The following is a 21,101-nucleotide window of genomic DNA, read 5'->3' as shown; positions in this document are numbered from 1 at the left end:
TCCGTTCTAACGAGACTCTTTGCATCCGACCCTTTTTCTTTCTGCCACAACTAGCAGCTATGTCAAACCGTAAACTCGCTAAGGCAATCCAGGGGCCATTTCGCCAGATCTGGAAGCTCTACCAATCCCTCACCAAACGGGTGATCTTGGGATACATCCGCACCGCATTGATGACCCAACGTAGGACGCGATCGGCTGCGGGCTTTATTTTGCCAACGACTGTTTTGCTGATTTTGGTGGTGACGCTGACGGTGGGGGCCCTGACCCTTCGGGCTTTTAACCGCAATACCCAGGTGATCGGGCAAAGTCAACAGCGCGTGATCTACAACGCCGCCACGCCAGCGATCGATCGGGCCCGTGCCAAAATCGAGTTTCTGTTTGACCCTAGCAAAGACACACGCTATCCCGGTGGGGTGCCGTCCGAGTCCACGCTGTTGGGGATGATGCTCAATGATGGTCAGCCGCTGCCGGGGGGCGGTAGTGTGACTACTCTACGAGTTCGCCCAGTTGGGGGAGCAGTTACTGATGCTTTTGATCCTTACCAGTTGCCAGATGAGGAGCGAGTTGACATCAATCGCGACGGTAGAAATGACAACGCCTGGTCTTTCCGTACCGATACCAATGGAGACGGTAGGGCTGATGCGACGGTCATCTACTCAGTCATCTTTAGCAGTCCGACCGACACGGCAAACCAGGCTAACCCTGCGAGTCAAGCAGACCCCAACGAACTGCTGCTTCGTTTGAGTGACCAAGAAAAAGCTAGAAGCTTGTGGATTCGGCAGGGGCCACTCAGTAACGAAACAAGGGCGCAGAATTGCAACTTTAATACAGGCACCAAATCAGGTTTGCGAGGCTGGTTTGATGACAGGTCAAACACGTCAATCTTGAAGAAAAACTTTCAGGTTGATGCTTTTGTCGTCCCTGATAACCCTAATGCAACTGCTGTCACTTTAGAATTTCAGCAAGATCGCCAGCTAAACCGGGGCAACAAGTGGGGAGCTTGGTTCCGCAACGACTTGGAAGTTTATCCAGGTGCCCCCTTTAACTGGAATGGTGCAATGCACACCGAGGGGAGTCTGGTGATCGGTGGAGACAACAACTTCAACGCGCATCTCATTAGCTCTCCTGCATCTTGTTTATTTACGCCCGATGCATCTGAGATCACCGTCACCAACATTACTCCGACTGCGGAGCAACCAAATCGTGACTTCCTGGGGTTGGTGGCTTCTGGTCGCGTAACGGATACTGCTGGCAGCGGCAGTTCAACAGTTTATCTTCCTACTGCCAATCCGACTGGCGTAACGCTAAATACGGCATCAGATGGAGTGGGCAACGGAGTCGCTAGTCCCATCCAAATCTCGATCGACCCAGCGCTCATTCTGACTGAAGACGGCTATCAGGTCAGACCGGGGCAAGGCAGCAGAAACAATCGGGAAGGAAACCGCAACGACTGGGCAAGAGTTGAGGCAACGTTCCCGCAGCGACTTCGTACAGACCCGCAGGTTGCGCCCTATGTGGATGACTTGTATCGGGCAGACGATCGCTGGGGCCCTAAACCCAGATATGACTCAAAAGAAGAAAATAGGATTACTGCTCCTTTGAGGATGGGTGAGCCGATTGTTGGCAAGCCTGAGTTAACTTCGAGCGCTTCTTCAAATCCAAACCAACCTGCTGAAGGAGTCGGGCTGGATGGCTATTGGGAGCGGCGCGCCCGCAATGAAGGGATGCGTATCCTCGTCGGTGAGCGACTAGAGCTAGGCAACGTCAACACATGGGTCACTCCGCGATATGACGCTGCTGATAATGTAATTAATGCGGCTACCGAGCGAGAAGGTGATCCGCTGATTCCGCCAACTGTCATTCCTTACCCAGCGACACCCGCAACCGGAGCAAGTGGTGTCCGTCACATCGATTTGCAGCGTCGCACCTTGAGAGATAACGTGTCCGCTGTGCAAGCGACTGCTGTCTATCACTCAGATAGAACTTTGAATGAAGGGAATCCTGATTTCCCGATCGCTTGTCTTGCCAGCACGGTTCACCCCGGAACGCTGACGACGCTGCGCCAGTCGGTTAATTTCTTGCCCACATTGTTTGCGTCAGGCGCAACCGGAAGTACGATCGGCGGCGCAACCGACCCAATGCTAATGACCGACTTCTTTACGGGTCGGGGCACCAACGGCTGGGAGTTTCTGCCTCCTGGTTCAGCAAGTGACACTAGTACGTTAGGTCAAAGTGCTGCAACCTTTGTAAGAGATGTTAGTAATCCGAGCAGTGCTTTGAGAATCGCGCTGACCAACTTAGCAAACTTTGCGGGCGACCCCGATGGCGCTTACCCGCCCAAACAAGAGGCTGCTGGAAGTTCGATCATTCACCCCTACCCAGCCCTGACTATGTGGGGGAACTACTCTAATTTGCGGCGAGTTCTTCAGAGGCTTGAAGGCGGGACTACATACGCAGATTTAAGCATCGCTGACAAGACCTATTTGCAGACGGCTGCTTGTACGGTGGGCATGTTGGCCTACAACATTGAGCAGATTCGCAGATTTGACCCCGCTAACCGAGCCAACGACGTTAAGTACAACTTTGGCTTGACAGGAGTCACATCCGATGCCAGCAAGAACGTCATGTATGAGTTGGCAGAAACCATTGAAAATCTGATGCAGACCAGGGATGTCGCCAGATCTTTCATTGGCGTTTTGCCACGCGGTCAATTGGCATCTTATGGGTACAACCCTGCTGCGACAGACGCGCAGTTCAACCAAGATAATTGGAATGCAAAAGACTACTACAATGTCCCGCCAGAGGCTTGGGTCGGGGCAATCAGACAAGCTCGTCTAAGAGCAGGCATAGACATCACCAAAGATCCTGTGGTGCGGATGGCTGAACTGATCATGCTCAAGTATCAGATTCGCCGCGATCGTACCTTTGGGTTCCGACCATCACCCATATTTGGTGAATACATCTTCAACCGGACTGAAAATCCAATCAGTTCTAGTTCTACTAGCCTGTTCATGTTCCCATCCGCTTGTGACCCTGACGAATTTACTTTCGCCCTCACAAGTCGCGGCATTTCCTCATCCGCCCCATCCACACTAGAGACAGGAGGATTGCCAGCTAACCCTACACTGCCAGCTAACTCTGCTGGATACGCTCAAGGAGGACGACTGGGTAACTACAGATTCTTCCTGTCTCGCTTGTGTGGAGCAATCAACACTGAGAAGTACGTGCCTGGTAGCCCTGAAACGGCATCTGTCCTACCCAAGTTTCCGGCGCTCTACTACCTCTTCCCCGAACAAGACCACGAGCTTGCTGGCTCAATCAATGAGCCGCGACCCATCCCTCCACTAGCTGGTTCTCCTACGCCAGCGGTTCCCGATCCCGCCGCTAACTTTACTGCTGACAGACGCGGTGAGTATGACACTCGTCAGCCTGGAAGCATCACCGCCACTGCACAACAGCCACCCGCAGCCCTGGGCACCTTCAATGCCTTAGACAAAGAACCTTATGTCGTTGACACCTACATCAACACCACTATCCGTCCGGTAAACAGCGCTGGAGCCAGATTCCGTGTCGTGGATGCAACCGCTCCGACCAATCTCACCGAAAATCCCAGAGCGGATAATCCATCTACTTACTTCCCCAGATTGACTCCTGTCGATAGCATCGCTGCCAATAATGGGCGAGTCACACTGAGAGGCACTGTCACCACCGCCCCAAACCGCCACCCTGATGAAAATCTGACTCCTTTTCCTGTACCCGATCGCTCTGTGAATGCGGTTGCGCTGATTCCAAGAAGGGTAGACTTCTCAGACTGGAAATTGCCCTACGAGACAAACCCAGCGATATTAGCCGCGGCTCCGTCTACAGCCATTAGCGGTGGGCCCAACATCCCAACCAATTACATTCTCGCCCCCACCAGCGGCACCGACAGAGACAGCAAAATGACTCCCCGACCCGTTGCGTTGGGCTTCCTCGATCGCGCCTTTTTTGACGGTCGTCAACTGATGCTCACTCGCACAATGGACATCGATCTGGGGATGCTCCGCAGCAAGCAAGCTGGAACAGACATCTGGTTACCCAAGAGCGGTATTGTCTACGCCTTTAGAGAAGATGCAGTTCGAGAAGACGCGATCGCTCGTCCTGCTGGCACGGGTATGAATCTCACCAACCTGGCAGCCCAAATCGATCCAACGATTCCTCTGACTCCGACAAACCGAGGGGTTACGGATAAACCGATCGACCAGTTGCCCGATCCCGATCGTCGCGTTCACGGTTTCCGCCTTCGCAACGGTTCACAGGTCAAACGCAACAGCAGTTTTGAAGGCAACGTTATTTCAGGAGTCGGAAGCGATCAAAACGATCGAGGTCTTTCCTTCTTTAGTGACCAATCCGTCTACATTCAAGGAGACTTTAACCTTCACCAAAACGGAGCAGACACCGAAGCAGGCACAATTCTAGAAGAATTTAGAGACCTCCTCCCTCCTGACGCTGCCTATACCCCAGCCCAGTTTTACGGTCGGAGAAACATTGACGATCGCTTTGCCAACACCGACCCCAGCAGAGCAGCTACTGAGAAAGACCGTTGGCGACCCTCAGAAATCTTAGCTGACAGCATCACCGTCCTTTCTTACACCTTCTGTGACGGCAGTATCGCTGACTCTTTTGTCCGCCCCGCAGCAAGCATTCCAACACCCACAGCTACCTCTGGCACCACAGCCGCCTATCCATCACCGGACTTCGGTATTCTTGCCGATGCAGGAGCAGTAAATAATCCTGGGGGTAACTACACGCCTTACGGCAGACGAGAATTTGGCTTGTACGGCCCCGGTTGCATTAATGGAAACAGCAACTACGGCACCTCATTCCATAATCAAAATCGCCCTAGCCAACCGATCGCCGCTACCGCCGACTGGGTGAGAGAAAACTCTTCTCCCTCAACGCTGCCTCAACGGAGTTCTAACTATCATGTTGACTTCACTTCACCGATTAAAATCTCGCGCCTCGGCTTGCCTCTGACCGAAGCCTCACGAACAACTGCGGCAACACCAGCGGAAGTGACGGCTGGCACCAAGCCCCCATTACCTCTCCCTACTCTCTACAACAGAGACAGTTACTTCCCAATTGGACAGACCCTTGACGTAGGGAGACAGTTCACTCTACCCGCAAATACTAGGGTCAACACGATCATCGTCGGTGGCATCAATCCTTCTCGCTTAAACCAGGGCTATGGTGGATTGCACAACTTCCCTCGCTTTTTAGAACGATGGGGAGCCGGAAACAACAGAAGACTCAACTTTTCGGGGTCATTCCTGCAACTCAGCTTTACCAATTACGCAACCGCACCTTACGAATCAGAAGCCTGGGAGCCTGGACAAACCCCTGAAACTGGCAGCAACAGCTATAGATACTATGAACCGCCCACTCGGATTTGGGGTTATGACGTAGCGCTCCAGTTTAATCCTGCCAGCCCCGCAGCCTCTCGATTTGTAACTGCCAGCAAAAACCGCAACGAATACTACACTGAGCCACCCGCCAACGACCCCTACATCAATAATCTCTGTGAGACCGTTGCGCTCCCAGCAAATCGTCAGCGCCTTGGGGTGCCAGCCGATGCCAGAATCAACTGTCCCAGACCGTCTTAAGGAGACTGAGATGTTACAAGGTTCAAGTTCTATGACCTCAAAATCACGGTCTCCCCGTTTGGCAATGCGGTTTGCTCTGAGTCTCACCCGCCAACTAAGCGCAAATCGCCGCCACTCAGACCGGGGGCTAACTCTCATCGAAGGACTCGTAGCCATCATCGTGATCACCGTCACCCTGGTTAGCATCCTCCCGCCCATCTTCTGGGCCACGGGCACACGAGTCCAAAACCGCAAAGCCGAGCAAGCCTCCCAACTCGCTCAAGGCGAAGTCGATCGAGTTCGTACACTCGTCGAACGGGGAGGATATACCCTTGCTCAACTCCCTCCAGCCACCGCCACAAACGCAACCATTCGTGGAGACGGTACGGTGCCTGCCCCAACGATTTCCAGTGGTACTGTATTGTCCTCAAACTCAACCTGCAACACTTATACAGGCACTCCACTTCCCGTGGCGCAGTATCTCCCCCTAGACACCGAAGGCGATTGTAGACCCGAATTTCTAATGCAGACTTTTCGCAGCCCTGGTGTTGATGCAAACGGAGAACTTACCCCAGTTGGTACTGCTGTCCCCGATGGATTCGTGGTAGGCGTTCGGGTCTATGCCAGCGTAGCGGAGGATGCGCTAAGAGCGGGCCGCGGTCAAACCCAGCAAGCCACCTTAAAAGGCACCTCTGGATTGGGTGCTCAACGTATCCGCCCGCTAGCAGTGCAATACACCACGATCGTTAAAAGTGGTGCCAGCCAAAACTTGCAAATTTTCCGTACGCTCTGCCCAGCAAGCGCCAGGACGACTGGACAATGCTAAAAGGCATTCCCTCACCCGATGAATCAGGACGATCGAATCAGGAAAGAATGATGGCTAAACAACAAAAATCGCACCCTCTTCGGCTCTGGTTCTATCAGAAAAAGGGCAACCTCAAAGGGTTCACCCTGATCGAGCTTCTGGTTGCCCTATTCATCGGAGGAATCATTGTCACGCTGCTGCTCTTTACCGTAGTACAGCTTCTTCAAACCAACCAGCGAGAAGCCTCCCGAAGCGACACCCAGCGCGAAATGCAAATGGCGATCGACTATATCTCCCGTGATTTACGTGAGGCGGTCTTCGTTTATGACGGCAGATGTTTGACACCATCAGGTGATCCGACCTGCCCAGGACTAACGAATGCTCTTCCGACCGAAATTGCTGGAAGCGGAAACACGGAAAATATTCCCGTTCTGGCGTTCTGGAGAGTTGACCCCTTACCTGACCCTCTGATTGCAGCTTGTTCGGCAAATGCACGGGCGATCGCCACGACTGCAAACAATGCCAACTTGCCCCCAGCAATTGTTGGGGTTCCCTGTATTTCTCGTCAGATGTACACGTTAGTTGTCTACTCACTGAGTGGACGGGCTGAAAACAACTGGAGAGGTAAAGCTAGAATCAAGCGCTATCAGCTTCCACAATTTACCTTTACGCCCACCGCTAGTGCAGGTGGCAGCCCTCAACCAACTCCTGGCTGGTATTATCCCGCAGGTCAAGATACTACGTTTTCTCGTTGGCCACTCGGTTCTAACGGAGTTCCTTTAGTAGCCAGACCTGGGATGAGTGTCAATACACCCAACCAAGTCCTTGTCGATTTTGTTGATCTCAGTGGCAGTCAAGCCACCCCTACTTGCCCGGCACCCACTACAGATTACGTACTCACCCCAACTACCGCGCCGACCAATCCGTTGACCAATACGCCTGCAAGAGGGTTTTACGTCTGCGTCAAAGGAGCAGTCAGCAATGGCACCCTCAACCAGGAAGTTGTTGTGCGGATTCAAGGCAACGCCGCAGGGAGACCTGGAATTCCCCTTAGAGGCAGTGTTCCGATTCCGATGGAGACGCGAGTGTTGGTTCGTGGCGTGTTGAATAAGATTTAGAGGGCTGTGATTTGCTGTGCTTTTACTGGAGAAGAAGATGAGAAGGCGAAAATCAAAGAACTCGATCGCAGGCTTCACCCTGATCGAACTATTAGTTGTGATTTTGTTGATCGCCGTCCTGTTTGCGATCGCCTCTCCGAGTTGGATCGCTTTTGTCAACAATCAACGGGTCGGTGCGGCGAGAGGTCAAGTTTTTGAAGTGCTGCGATCGGCCCAAGCCGAAGCAAAACGCACCAAACTCAGTCGAGAAGTCTGCTTTGACAACAACGGCAACGACCCACGAGTAGCAACCGTTCAATACACCACAAACACCGTCACCTGTGCAAACCGGACGATCAACACCTGGCAGTCGATCGGCAACCTCAAGCCCGGAACGATTCGACTCAGTGCAACTCCTGCCACATCCAGAGTCATCTTCGACACAGACGGCAACTTGATTCCAACTTCTGCTGCGGTTGGCTATACCATCACGATTCGACCTGGAGCTGCCCCAAATCCGCGGCGGTGTGTGACTATCAGAACGCTCTTAGGAGCGATGATCGACGGATCTGGAGACGACTGTCCGGTTTAGCGACACTTGTCATCGTTAAGAATGAAGCGTTGAAAATGAAGCCCGGTGCCTGAAACTTTTGTAAGGACTGGGCTTTGTGCTATTCAAGTGCTGTCTGACCGCATCTCATGCAGAAAGCTTGCGTGGTAGATCAAGCAGGCTCGATTTTTAGGGAATTCTGATCTGTGAAATACTCTCAGCATCAGGGCGATCGAACATGCATCTGCACCCTTCAAGTTTCCAAAAAATTGGAGTAAGATTCAAACCTGACTCAAAGCTACAGTTTGGCCCATCTCGAAATCAAGGATTTACGCTAATTGAAAGTCTGGTTGTGGTGCTGCTGATTGGAGTCCTGGTCGCGATCGCTGCCCCAAGCTGGTTAGCCTTCTTGAACACCCAAAAATTGAACATTGCCCAGGGTCAAGTGTTTGAAATCCTGCGGAAAGCGCAAAGTACCGCCAAGCTCAAACGTATCAACCAGCAGGTCAATTTTAGACAAAAAGATGGTCGAGTTCAGTGGGTGATTCAATCCACAGCCCCAATCACTGACCCCGATCGCCTTTCCTGGAGCAGCCTAGAGAATGGCATCCAGCTAAACTCAGATGAAACAAAACCCCAAGCCGACAAATTGGGCATCCACAAGATCCAATTCAACCACTACGGTGAAGTGAACGGTAACCTGGGGAGAGTTGTCTTGTCTGCCCCCAGCAGTTCTGCCAAGCGATGCGTTATTGTTTCGACACTGATCGGAGCCATGCGAACCGGGCAGAACCGTCCGACGCGGCTAGACAATCCCTGTGATTGAATGAGCTACTCGCTGTCTTTGAGAGCAGCTTGAGTTTTGGCACGATCGAGCTTCAAGATCAGCGTCGCTAATGGAGGGAGACAGAGGTCGATCGAGTAAGGACGATTTTGATAAGCCCACTCATCCGTCCATTTACCGCCCAGATTACCCATATTGCTGCCGCCATAATCACGGGCATCACTGTTCAAAAGCTCCGTGTAAAATCCTGGCTCTGGTACGCCAACGCGGTAGTGACTGTGAGGTTGAGGCGTGAAATTACAAACAACAATCACCGACTCATCAGAATCTTTGTCACGACGAATAAAAGACGCAACACTGTGACGGTTGTCGCTACAGTCGATCCATTCAAACCCTTCTTGGGCAAAGTCTTGAGTGTAGAGGGCAGGTTCGCGACGGTAGAGCGTGTTGAGCGCCTTCATAAAGTCCTGTAGCTTTTGGTGTGGCTCAAACTGCAATAGATGCCATTCCAAATCGCCCCAGACATTCCACTCGCTCCACTGCCCAAACTCCATACTCATAAACAGCGTTTTCTTACCTGGATGGGCAAACATGTAGGCGTACAAGCAGCGCAAACTCGCAAATTTTTGCCATTCGTCTCCCGGAATTTTGCCAATCATGTTGCTCTTGCCATGCACCACTTCGTCGTGGGAGAGCGCCAGCATAAAGTTTTCGCTGTGATTGTACCAGATGCTAAAGGTAATGTTGTTTTGGTGAAACTGGCGAAACCACGGGTCCATGTGGAAGTAATCGAGCATGTCGTGCATCCAGCCCATATTCCACTTGAGATTGAATCCCAGTCCCCCGACATAGGTTGGCCAGGACACCATCGGCCAGGACGTGGATTCCTCGGCGATCGACAGCACCCCCGGAAAATAGCTGTAGACCACATGGTTCATTTGACGCAGAAACTCAGCCGCCTCAATGTTTTCTCGACCGCCATACTGGTTAGTCACCCATTCGCCTTCTTTGCGGCAGTAGTCTAGATAGAGCATTGAGGCAACCGCATCGACGCGAATTCCATCAATGTGGTACTTGTCAAACCAGAAGACTGCGTTAGAAACCAGGTAGTTGCGAACTTCGTTACGAGCGTAGTTAAAAACGAGGGTGCCCCATTCTTTGTGTTCGCCTTTACGGGGGTCAGCGTGTTCATAAAGATGAGTGCCATCAAAAAACGCCAGACCGTGACCATCTTTGGGAAAATGACCCGGCACCCAATCAACGATCACCCCAATGCCGTTGGCGTGACACTGATCGACAAAGTACATAAAATCTTGAGGCGTGCCATAGCGAGACGTGCAGGCATAGTGCCCCACCACCTGATAGCCCCACGAGCCATCAAAGGGATGTTCAGCGATCGGCAACAATTCAATATGAGTAAATCCCAGTTCCTTCACATAGGGAATCAGCGTGGCAGCCAATTCTCGATAGGTCAGAAATCTGGCTCCTGGCTTAAGTTCGGAGACGACGACAACAGGTTCAGTTTCCCCGCTGGGCAACTTGGCAGGCTCGGCAGAAGAAGCATGTAGCCACGAGCCAATGTGAACTTCATAGACGGAAACAGGCTTAGTTAAAGGCTCGGTATGACGGCGCTGCTCCATCCAATCCTGGTCTTGCCACTGGTAGGAGTCGAGATCAGCGACGATCGAGGCTGTTTTGGGTCGCGCTTCCTGCTGAAATCCGTAGGGATCGGACTTTTCGTAGATGTGCCCGTCCTGGTTTTTGATTTCGTACTTATAGTGAGTTCCGACCCCTAAGCCAGGAACAAACAGTTCCCACACGCCCGTCGAACCCCTCCGCATCTGGTGTTTGCGCCCATCCCAATAATTAAAATCTCCAATCACTGAGACGTTGCGGGCGTTGGGTGCCCAAACTGCAAAGTAGACCCCCTCAACTCCATTCTGCTTGGTGAAATGTGCCCCCAGCTTTTCGTAGATGCGGTGGTGGTTGCCTTCAGAAAAAAGATGGGTATCAAAATCCGTCAAGAAGGGAAACTGGAAGGCGTAGGGATCATAAATGACGCGATCGTGCTCTCCTTCCTTGACCCGTAGCTGATAGTTGGCAAGTTCGGGGGTGTCGATCGTGCATTCAAAAAAGTGAGGATGGTAAACCGACTGCATCGGATATTCGGCCCGCTGCTCAGGAATCACCACCCAGGCAGCGTCTGCGTTGGGCTGATAGGCTCGCACCACCCAGACTGTTTTGCCATCGCGCTCGATCGGATGGGGCCCCAGCACCTCAAACGGATCGTGATGTTGGTTCCAAATAATCCGTTCAATTTGATCGGGAGCGATGGTCATCGACATGAGCTACCTGCCTTAAATAAAATTGGCTAAAGAAATCTAGAGAAGAAAAAATTTAACGTTCTGTCATAAACCGTATCAAATCATTGTAAAAGTCTCAAATTCTTGACGTAATTTTGTGACTATTTGGGAGTTGAGGAATCTCGGCAGCTTTTTGGATCTTTAGCAGTAAGGACTTCTTAGATAAGTTAAACCGATGAAAGATATAAACAAAAATGATGCCATTTGTAGACTACACCACCAGGGTATAAAACAAGCCCCAACTCGCTAAGATTGCAAGTTAAGGGCTGTTCTGACCGATTCAAAAATTGATCTCAGTCAATCCTCAAGCGCTACCTGTAAAGGTGACTTCAGGAAATTTTGCCTGAGCTTCTGTCATAGGACGACGTTTGCCCTCTTCTTGCCAGTAGTTGATCACCTCAGTCGCTTTATTGAGCAACTCAACGCGATCGGCTTCGGTAATCCAATGTTTCTTTTCGAGTTCAGTTTTTAGCTGTTCCCATGCGTCGTTGCGCGGCCAAAAAAAGTAAGAAGTCAAAGGACTCGTGCCCTTGCCAACCACCTGATCCACCGCCAGTGCCACGTTCTCATCTAGCCAGAGAACCTTTAGAATAAACTTCGTCAATCCAACCTCCAGCGCAGTCCCAAGCTTTGATTACAATCAGCTATTCTACCGTACTGTTCTGGTCTGGGGGTGAAGATTGAGAGATTGAGTGTTAGAGAGGAGGATTTAGTGAGTCAAGCAGTGAATTTGAAGGGAGCGATCGTCATTTTTGACATTGATGGCGTGGTGAGGGATGTCAGCGGATCTTACCGTCGCGCTCTGGCTGATACAGTGGAAAAATTTACTCAAGGAGCCTATCGTCCCTCATCGCAGGAAATTGATGCGCTCAAGGCAGAAGGCGTTTGGAACAACGATTGGGAAGCGTCGCAGGAGTTGACGTATCGCTACTTTGAAGCTCAAGGCACGTCGCGAAGTTCGCTCAATCTCGACTATTCAGAGCTGGTGGCGTTTTTCCAGTCTCGCTACCGGGGAACTGATCCTGACAATTGGACGGGCTATATCTGTCAAGAACCGTTGCTAATGCAGCCCAAATATTTAGACAGTCTGACCGAGGCAGGCATTCACTGGGGCTTTTTTAGTGGGGCAACCAGAGCCTCCGCAAATTATATATTGGAGAAAAGACTGGGGCTGCGATCGCCTCTCTTAGTCGCGATGGAGGATGCGCCCGGTAAGCCTGACCCCACGGGACTATTTGCCAGCGTCCAATCCTTTGCTGAGAATGCTTCGCTTCCTGTGATCTACGTCGGCGACACCGTTGCAGATATGTACACAGTGGAACGGGCCCGTCAGATTCAGCCCGATCGCCGTTGGATAGGCGTGGGAGTTTTGCCACCTCACGTTCAGGAAACGAGCGACCCCTTGCGGGTATCTCAAGGAGATCGCCAATCGGCCTATGCAGAATCTCTGCGACAAGCCGGAGCCGAAATCGTGTTTGCCAACGTGCAGGAACTAACGGCGATCGCCATTCAGCAATTGGTCAGGACTTGAGGCTCAAGAATTTCTCTAAAGAAGCAGTGATGGCGGGGGGCCAGCGACGAATCGTTTTTACCCATTTCAGGTCTTTGTAGCGGCGATCGAGTCCCACCGCAGACACCCACTGGCTTTCCGCTTCGCCTTGTTTGCCCTGTACCCAGAGCGCCGCCGTCAACGCAGCCCGCATATCAGCAAATTTGGGATACTTACGAACCAGGTTTTTCATGGTACGAATGGCTTCATCGGTTTCGCCCAGTTGGTATTTAATCAGCGCGTAGTTGGCACGGGCAAAGGCGTACTCAGGAGCCATGTCAGCCGCTTTTTTAAAGTCAACCGCCGCGATTTCCCATTGTTCTAGTCCAGCCTCGGCGTTCCCGCGATTGTTGTAGGCGGCCGGGTCTTTGGGATCAAGTTCTAGAACGTGGTTATAGTCAGCGATCGCGGCTTCCCACTTACCCAATCCTTCGAGTGCAGTGCCTCGGTTGAGATAGGGATCAGGAGCCGTCGGAGCCAGTTCGATCGCTTTGTTGAAATCGGCGATCGCGTCTTCAAGTTTGTTCTGACTGACTCTGGCATTGCCACGATTACTCCAAGCAGCCCCACTATCGGGCAGTTGTTTGATCATTTCAGTCCAGTAGCCCTCAGCCGTCTTAAAGTCTCCTTTATTGGTAGCTTCAAAGGCTTTCTGCCTCAACTCCCCGACTTGAGAAAACATATCCAGCGCAGTCGGTTGGGCAGGCACGTCTTCAACCGTCGGCACAGGTGTAGAGACAGGAGCCTCCTCCGCTAAGACAGGCAGGGTAGAAAATTCGACGATCATCACCAGCAAAAAAGCCAGCAAAGATTTCAGCAACAAGCGACTCATACGACAACTCCAGATTTAGGACAAAAATGACATTTGGCTGTCGGGTGGCTGGTAGCCAAGATGTTTCCAAGCGGCGGCGGTGGCGATTCTTCCCCGTGGGGTGCGGCTGAGATAGCCAATTTGCATCAGGTAGGGTTCGTAGACTTCCTCGATCGTTTGGGCATCTTCTCCCGTGGAGGCGGCGATCGTTTCCAACCCAACTGGGCCGCCGTTGTGCCGCTCGATCATAAAACTTAACATGCGTCGATCCGTCCAGTCCAATCCGCAGGGGTCTACGTTGAATAGCTCCAGCGCCTCTGCTGCCACGTCTTGAGTCACTTTGCCCGAAGATTTGACCTGAACATAATCTCGAACCCGCTTTAACAGTCGGTTAGCAATCCGGGGCGTTCCGCGAGAGCGACGGGCAATTTCGCTGGCTCCATCAGAATTAATGGACGTATTCAGCAGACTCGCCGTGCGGAGAATAATTTCTGTCAGTTCATCTAATTCGTAAAAGCGCAGACGTTGAATCAGCCCAAAGCGATCGCGCAACGGAGAAGTCAAAGCTCCTACCCTCGTCGTCGCGCCCACCAGCGTAAAGGGAGGTAAGGGCAGCGATCGGGTTCGAGCACTTTGACCTTTGCCGATCGTCACGTCGAGTCGAAAATCCTCCATCGCGGAATAAAGCAGTTCTTCTGTAATTCTTGGCAGACGGTGAATTTCGTCAATAAACAGCACGTCGCCGGCCTGCAAATTCATCAACAGTCCAGCAATATCGCGGGGACGCTCTAAAGAAGGCGCACTGGTGATTTTGCAATTGACCCCCATCTCAGAAGCGAGAATCAGCGACATCGTGGTTTTGCCCAGTCCAGGCGGGCCATAGAGCAGCAGGTGATCCATTGATTCCTGTCGGGCTTTGGCGGCTCGAATGGCAATATCTAAAACGTCTTTGAGATCTTTTTGTCCCACGTAGTCCTGCAAGCTTTGGGGACGCAGGTGATCTTCTTGCTTGCCGTGTTCTTCGGGTTCTGACTCTGGTTGGAGCAGTTCTTTAGCCGCTTTTTTGTCGCGATCGTCTGGCTCTGGTTGTAGGGCGACCTTGGGAGGCTTTTTGGGAGGCTGGCCGCCGCCATGCGAATCGGACACCGAGAGGGGAAGCTGTCCCACTGGTGTATCTAGATCTTCTGGCTCAAGCGCCTGTTTTTTGGAGGAGATGATCGCCATAATTGAGTACAATCATACCCATGAACGCCAAAAAAGTATGACGATTGACCCGACTTTCATCGTCCCTGACTCCATTTCTTTTGAGGAGGCGATCGCCCTCACTCAATCTTTGCTGTCTAAAATTGAGCAAGAGGGCCTGTCTGAGTCAGATGCCGCAACCGTTGCCAGCTTAGTCGCGACTGAAAATGGCGCACGAGGATTTTTTGTCACCTATCTAACCGACGCTCGTCCATTGGCGGATCGACCTTCTGAAGAAGTGGTGGCAGCGCTGCGATCGTCCCCCTCAATCGTGTCCGAACTGCTGGTCAAAAATCTGGCCATGTCCACCGCCATGATCTTGGCTCACACACGCAGTCAGAAGCTTGATTTAGCTAAGGGTTCAGAACGGGTACAGCGACGCACGACTAATCTAATTCAACAAACTCAACTGGCAGAGGTGCAAACCAAAATTCACAGTTTGTTAGAGAGCATCGCATCCGGCACAGGGCAGTATCAAAGCTTTCTAGAACGCTGGGGCTATGATGCCGAACAAAAACAAGCGATCGCTCAGGCTTTACAGCAAGTCGTCACCTGATATCCTGTCTACCAGCGAGAACATGAGCGGATCTGCTTTCTCATCGTTGCAATCGATGTTGCAATCGACTCAGCGTTTGACAGTTGTCTCTTCCTCAGATCTCGCAAACATTTAGCGAAGGGGAACGATCGCTTGTTAAAACCAGTCAAGGCAGTTGCCCGCAAAGTTATCCAAAAGCTGCCGACTCATCATCCGTGGTGGACAAAGTTGGATCTGCTAAAAACGCTTGTCCAGAGAGATTTGGAGGCACGTTATAAAGGATCAGTTTTAGGCAACCTCTGGTCACTAATTAACCAACTCGCTCAACTGCTGGTCTATACCTATCTGTTTTCGATCGTCCTTCAGGTCAAACTCAAACTGCCTGGTCTTCCCGCCAATAATTTCACTTATGGTCTCTGGCTTTTTGCGGGGCTGGTGCCCTGGACAGCTTTTACAACAGGCTTGGTGCAGTCCTCTGTGTCGGTGATCGGGCAGCCCAACTTAGTCAAAAAGGTTGTTTTTCCACTGACCTTACTGCCGTTGGTGCCCGTTTTGTCCGCCTTTGTTGAAAGTTCGTTAGGCTTGATGGCTCTGATTTTGTTTGTAGCATTTACCAGCAATACTATTCACAGTACACTTTGGCTGCTGCCGCTGGTTTGGGTTCCTCAATTGCTTTTAACCGCGGGATTGGGCTACTTGATGGCAGGGTTGACCGTCTTTTTGAGAGACATTCCTCAGACGATTGGGGTTCTGGTCAATCTTCTGTTTTATGTGACCCCGATCGTTTATCCCGTCTCAATTATTCCAACCCAAATCAAACCCTTGGTATTTTGGCTAAACCCTTTGGCAGTCTTGGTCGAAGTTAACCGCGATCTGATCCTGGTTGGCGAAGTGCATCTGTGGACGGAATGGGGAGCTACGTCGGTCGTCTCCCTGGTTATTTTTTGCGGGGGATTATGGATTTACAAGCGTCTCCGTCCTGCATTTGCAGACGTTCTCTAATCGAGTGATCCCTTAAATTCCCCTGAATCATTTCAGGTAAAAAAGGAAACTTTAAAGACATTTCTTTTCCTCCCAAAGGGGGTTAAGGGGATCTCCAAGAGTTTGGAAGTATACCTGGAATAGAGAGCCGACCTCAGGTCTTTAGAGTTTGGGCGATCGCTTAACAAAACGATGCAAGATTAGCAGGTTATCCTGAGTGCTATGTGTGTGAGTCAATTGCGGAGAAGTAGCCATGTCTTTGGTGTCAACGTTGAGAAGATATGTTGAAAAGTTGTTGCCCGTGCTGGAAGAAGACAGTTTGAGTGTCTCAGAAAGTGTCTCAGACAGCGTTTCAGGGCGTGTCCTGCCTTCAGTCGAGGTCAGTCCACTCCAGAGCTACCCAGAGCCATCCCCAGAGCCATCTTTAGATGACGAAACGGATGAGCTGCCCTTTCTCGAACCTTCTGCTCAAAACCGCCCTCTGACAGTCACCTATCCCTTTACGATCTTTAATATTGAGTTGACCAACCGCTGCCCGTTTAAGTGCGTCATGTGTGCCAGAACGAATAACATGACCCGCGCTCAAGGACTAATGGAGTTTGATCTGTTTCAGCGCGCGATCGATGAGTTTGTCATGGCGAATCCCAAAGCCGCCAGAGAGTCGGAAGTTTGGCTACATGGATTTGGTGAAAGCTTGGTGCATCCAGAGTTTGCCAGGTTTATGCGCTACGCCAGCGATCGGGGGCTTCAAACGGCTCTGTCGATCAATCCTTTCATGCTGACCGAGCGAGTGGCGCACGACTTATTAGAAGCGCATCCGGCTCACCTGTACTGCTCACTAGACGGACACGACAACGCCTCTTTTGAGCAAATCAGAGGAGTCAAAAACGCCTACGATCTCTCTAAACAAAGACTGCTTGATTTTCTTAAGCGCAAAGTTGAAGGCGGCTATCAAACGCGGATTACCTTGTCGATGATCAACTTTCCGCTCAACGAAGGCAGCATTCAGCAATTGGGTGACTATTGGCGATCGATTCCTGGGATCGATGAATTTCTCTCCAAGTCCTTTATCAATTGGGATGGCAATGCTCAAGATGTGAACGTTCTGGCAGCTTCTCAAACCCTACAAAAACCTTATGTGACCTGTGACTTTCCCTGGCGGCGCATGACGATTAAATGGGATGGCGATGTAGTGCCTTGCTGTCTGGATTACGACAAGCGCTATGTACTAGGAAATCTAAATCATCAAACCCTGGCAGACATCTGGAATGGCGCTCCCATGCAGGCGCTGCGTCAGGAATTTATCAGTAACGAGGTGACCAATCCCCTATGCCGAAACTGTGAACAACTGCGCGCTTAAGTGAGATATCAACCGCATTCTCTAACCAGTTTTTTTAGAGCGCAGACTGACTGGGTGCATACACACAGAATCGATAAAGTTTAGTGGTATTCTTTAGTGGGTTTTGGGGTGTTGTCTGGGTGTGAGGCAGTTGTTAGTTGGCAGTATCAGATTATGGGTGAGGTTGCAATTTCACTAAAAAACGTCTCCAAATGTTTTAAGCGCTACGCACGACCCGTCGATCGCCTCAAAGAAATTTTGCTGCCTCGCAAGCAATTGGCAGACGAGTTTTGGGCGCTCAAAGACGTAAACTTGCAGGTTTTGAAAGGGGAAACGCTAGGCATTATTGGGCAAAACGGAGCGGGCAAAAGTACACTCCTGCAAGTGATCGCGGGGACATTGACTCCCTCTGCGGGCGAAGTGAACGTCAACGGGCGCGTCTCAGCATTATTAGAGCTTGGAAGTGGCTTTAATCCAGAGTTTACAGGGCGACAGAATGTGTTTTTTAATGGACGCATTTTGGGATTAAGCCAGCGACAAATCGAACACAAAGTCGAAGAGATAGCCGAGTTTGCTGACATTGGAGACTTCATTGATCAGCCTGTCAAAACCTATTCGAGCGGCATGTTTGTTCGTCTAGCTTTTGCGGTCGCTGTCAGTACTGAGCCTGATATTTTAATTGTCGATGAAGCGCTGGCCGTCGGGGATGTTTTCTTTCAACAAAAGTGTTTTGAACGCATTAGAAAGCTCAGAGATGGAGGCACCACGCTCCTGTTTGTCTCTCACGATTCTGGATCTGTTTATTCGCTATGTAAACAAGCTGTTTTATTTGAGGCAGGCAGGCTAGTTTTGAGAGCCGATGCCAAACAGGTGATTGATTTATACGAAGTCAAACTGCTCAAACAAAACGATCGCGAACTAGAAACGGTAGCGATTCAAGCGCCTTCTGAGACAGGCTCACCTCAAACTAACTTCTCTAGCAGCGGATCTGATGTCGTTGCAGTTGTTTCACCAGAGCTAAAAGTTTACTCCGTTCAACTATTGGATGAAGACAACCAGAAAACAGAGTTTGTAATCAGTGGTCGATCGCTGCAAATTGTCATCGGTGTGGAATTTTTGGAAGCATTTGATGACCCCGTAGTGGGCTTTATGATTCGCGATCGCACGGGCTTTACAGTTTTTGTCAATCATACCTACGGACTTGATCAACCAATTGGGTCAGTGAATCAAGGCACCACGATCGAGACTTGTTTTCGGGTCAACGTCCCGCTTGCAGAAGGGGATTACACGATTACGATCGGCGTTTCAGACGGAGGCAGAGAAGGATACTTTGAGCGCAATATTGCTCGTGTCCACAATGCCGCTTCTTTCAAAGTTTTGCGAGACAAAGAAACCAGGGGTTGGGGAGGAATTGTCAACCTTTACCCAACTGTCGAGACCCACAGGAAAGCTCATGTTTGAATCGATTATTCAGCAGTTTAAACACTCTCAATATGACTTTAGAGAGACTGCAAATCCTGACGATCCTCTGATTGATTTATTTGATGACTGGGTTGATTACTATCGATTGAAATGGGCGATCGCGCACACGCTAAAGCCGACTTCTATTTTAGAAATTGGGGTGCGGTTTGGCTATTCTGCTGCGGCATTTCTCAAGGGCAGCCCTGACGCGCAGTATGTGGGAATTGATATCGATTCAGATCAGTTTGGCGGTGTCAAAGGCGCTATCAACTGGGCTAAAGAAATCACGCGATCGTTCAAGGCTGATTTTTTGATAGAAGATACCCAGACGATGCAGCAGTTTCCGGGTGATATCTATGACTTAATTCATGTGGATGGACAACAAGATGGAAATGGCTCTTTTCATGATTTAGAGATTGCTTTTCAACAGGGGCGATTTGTCTTAGTGGATGGTTATTTTTGGACGCAGTACAACTTTTCATCCGTCAGTGAGTTTCTGCTGCGATATGCAGATCTGGTGGAATGGTATGGCGTGATTCCAGGATATGCAGGCGAACTTTTGATCAAAGTTTCCGAATCCTATTTAGCGCAAATGAGGCAACGCCGAGCGACTTCGCAGTTATCACAAGGGTCACTTTTGGCGGACTCATCCGTTCAGCCTCATACGCTTGACTACTGCACTAGAGACTTTAGTGGTTATAAATCCTACCGAAAATACAACGGCAAAAAGTTAGAAGATCCCAGACTACAAGCGATCGTCGCAATCGCCAGCACAAAACACTCTGGCAGTCTTCTTGATCTGGGCTGTGGGCGAGGCGAACTCAGCTATTTCTACGCTCAAAGAGGGTTTGAAGTGAGTGCAATTGACAAATCTGAAGCCGCGATCGCACAGACCAAAAAGTGGTTTGAAGACGACCCAGCCCTGCAAGAAAAAGTACAGCAAAAAAAAGTACATTTCCACTGCGATAACATCTGTACCGTTGAGTTACCTAAAAGAACCTATGATTTAGCGATCGCTGCTAATGTGATTGAGCAATTATTAGTCGAGGACGTTGACACCCTGTATCGGCGAGTTTCTCAACAACTCAAGTCAGATGGGCTATTGATCATTCACACATCTCCCAACCTCTGGTATTACCAATATGACTACGCACGCAGACGGAGGCTTGCTGCTTCTATAGGAGCTTATCTCCCGGCACAACCCCGAACATCTAATGAAGTGTTGATGCATATCAACGAGCAATCTCCACGGGTGCTAAAACGTCAACTTAGTCAGCATTTTGAGCATGTGTTGATTTGGTTTGCCACTCAGAGCGATCTGGGAGGCAGTTTATTGAGAAAATTTTCTAAACAGGACGTGCGATCGGCTCCCAGTTTGTTTGCGATCGCATCTCACCAACCGATCAATCCCACTCAAATTGCAACCCATCTACACATGCCTCCGCTGCCAGAGATTCCCGTTGATAAGATTAAACTAAAAGCGAGGCAAGTCCCGACTGAACTCACAACTAATAGAAAATTTTCTATCTCAGTGGAGTTGACAAACAGCAGCGATTTTGTGTTGAACAGCTATTCTCCAAATCCTGTTCATCTCTCTTATCACTGGATGAATGAACAAACCACCCAAAGAATTGTCTATGGCGGAGAACGGACAAAACTGCTGCCTCCACTGACACAAGCATCCGGTATACTCTCATTTAATCGACAGGTAGCAACGACCTATCAAATGCAACTTCAGGCACCTACCCAATCGGGCCGCTATGTGCTCAGATTGACCCTGGTGCAAGAAGCAATTCGCTGGTTTGATGATCCGCCGACCTACTTAGCAGAAGATTTTATCGTGACGATTTATGAGCCTTAAATCTGGCTTTTTGAGCGTCATTCAAGATAGAAAAATTGGATGCGTGGATCGGAAGTACAAGCTCATTGTAATGAACAGTCTAACCTTTAAAAACAAACGTAA

General features: G+C 50.5%; 15 protein-coding genes. 11 read left to right on the top strand and 4 right to left on the bottom strand.

All coding sequences use genetic code 11. The features are described from left to right. Positions 1-59: 59 nt before the first annotated feature. The 5 genes from hpsA to ACJ2PR_RS10500 all read left to right on the top strand — a co-directional run bounded on the left by hpsA (position 60) and on the right by ACJ2PR_RS10500 (position 8,899). A complete protein-coding gene (hpsA, locus tag ACJ2PR_RS10520; protein WP_446876969.1) occupies positions 60-5,642 on the top strand; it encodes a hormogonium polysaccharide biosynthesis protein HpsA in 5,583 nt (1,860 codons plus the stop codon). Positions 5,643-5,673: 31 nt separating this feature from the next. Beyond that, positions 5,674-6,447, top strand: coding sequence for a type IV pilus modification PilV family protein (locus tag ACJ2PR_RS10515; protein WP_446876968.1), 774 nt, complete (start codon positions 5,674-5,676; stop codon positions 6,445-6,447). Beyond that, entirely contained in the window at positions 6,441-7,544 is a 1,104-nt protein-coding gene (locus ACJ2PR_RS10510) for a PilW family protein (RefSeq protein WP_446876967.1), read from the top strand. The genes ACJ2PR_RS10515 and ACJ2PR_RS10510 overlap by 7 nt, the downstream gene beginning before the upstream one ends. A gap of 37 nt (positions 7,545-7,581) precedes the next feature. Then, the gene (locus tag ACJ2PR_RS10505; protein ID WP_446866044.1) at positions 7,582-8,115 is read left to right on the top strand and encodes a prepilin-type N-terminal cleavage/methylation domain-containing protein; all 534 of its coding nucleotides are present in this window, start codon (positions 7,582-7,584) and stop codon (positions 8,113-8,115) included. A 196-nt stretch (positions 8,116-8,311) separates the two neighbouring features. After that, positions 8,312-8,899 carry a pilus assembly FimT family protein gene (locus tag ACJ2PR_RS10500; RefSeq protein ID WP_446876966.1) on the top strand — a complete coding sequence of 196 codons (588 nt, stop codon included), beginning with the start codon at positions 8,312-8,314 and terminating at the stop codon, positions 8,897-8,899. Between the two features lie 5 nt (positions 8,900-8,904). Here the strand turns inward: ACJ2PR_RS10500 and glgB are convergent, their stop codons facing one another. Next, complete coding sequence (gene glgB, locus ACJ2PR_RS10495) at positions 8,905-11,202, bottom strand: 1,4-alpha-glucan branching enzyme (RefSeq protein WP_446876965.1); 2,298 nt, start codon at positions 11,200-11,202, stop codon at positions 8,905-8,907. A 322-nt stretch (positions 11,203-11,524) separates the two neighbouring features. Continuing rightward, the gene (locus ACJ2PR_RS10490; RefSeq protein WP_446856616.1) at positions 11,525-11,824 is read right to left on the bottom strand and encodes a 30S ribosomal protein PSRP-3; all 300 of its coding nucleotides are present in this window, start codon (positions 11,822-11,824) and stop codon (positions 11,525-11,527) included. Positions 11,825-11,932: 108 nt separating this feature from the next. On the opposite strand from ACJ2PR_RS10490, the gene ACJ2PR_RS10485 reads away from it, so the two are divergent. Then, positions 11,933-12,751, top strand: a complete 819-nt coding sequence (locus ACJ2PR_RS10485; RefSeq protein WP_446876964.1) for a TIGR01548 family HAD-type hydrolase — start codon at positions 11,933-11,935, stop codon at positions 12,749-12,751. On the opposite strand, the gene ACJ2PR_RS10480 is transcribed toward ACJ2PR_RS10485, so the two are convergent. Next, positions 12,741-13,601 (bottom strand): tetratricopeptide repeat protein, encoded by an 861-nt coding sequence (locus ACJ2PR_RS10480; RefSeq protein WP_446876963.1) that lies wholly within the window; start codon positions 13,599-13,601, stop codon positions 12,741-12,743. The two genes, ACJ2PR_RS10485 and ACJ2PR_RS10480, sit on opposite strands and share 11 nt — an antisense overlap. Positions 13,602-13,616: 15 nt before the next feature. Continuing rightward, a complete protein-coding gene (ruvB, locus tag ACJ2PR_RS10475; protein ID WP_446876962.1) occupies positions 13,617-14,804 on the bottom strand; it encodes a Holliday junction branch migration DNA helicase RuvB in 1,188 nt (395 codons plus the stop codon). On the opposite strand from ruvB, the gene ACJ2PR_RS10470 reads away from it, so the two are divergent. The 5 genes from ACJ2PR_RS10470 (at position 14,794) to ACJ2PR_RS10450 (ending at position 20,999) form a co-directional block, all read left to right on the top strand. Beyond that, entirely contained in the window at positions 14,794-15,378 is a 585-nt protein-coding gene (locus ACJ2PR_RS10470) for a hypothetical protein (protein WP_446876961.1), read from the top strand. The two genes, ruvB and ACJ2PR_RS10470, sit on opposite strands and share 11 nt — an antisense overlap. A 132-nt stretch (positions 15,379-15,510) precedes the next feature. Next, positions 15,511-16,359, top strand: coding sequence for an ABC transporter permease (locus ACJ2PR_RS10465; protein WP_446876960.1), 849 nt, complete (start codon positions 15,511-15,513; stop codon positions 16,357-16,359). Positions 16,360-16,591: 232 nt separating this feature from the next. Continuing rightward, entirely contained in the window at positions 16,592-17,698 is a 1,107-nt protein-coding gene (locus ACJ2PR_RS10460; protein WP_446876959.1) for a radical SAM/SPASM domain-containing protein, read from the top strand. A gap of 153 nt (positions 17,699-17,851) precedes the next feature. Next, entirely contained in the window at positions 17,852-19,138 is a 1,287-nt protein-coding gene (locus ACJ2PR_RS10455; RefSeq protein ID WP_446856609.1) for an ABC transporter ATP-binding protein, read from the top strand. Beyond that, positions 19,131-20,999: a methyltransferase domain-containing protein gene (locus ACJ2PR_RS10450; RefSeq protein WP_446876958.1), complete on the top strand. Its 1,869-nt coding sequence runs from the start codon at positions 19,131-19,133 to the stop codon at positions 20,997-20,999. The genes ACJ2PR_RS10455 and ACJ2PR_RS10450 overlap by 8 nt, the downstream gene beginning before the upstream one ends. The last annotated feature ends 102 nt before the right edge of the window (positions 21,000-21,101 follow it).

Source organism: Phormidesmis sp. 146-33, from assembly GCF_052939515.1.
This window is presented reverse-complemented; position numbering and strand designations above follow the sequence as displayed.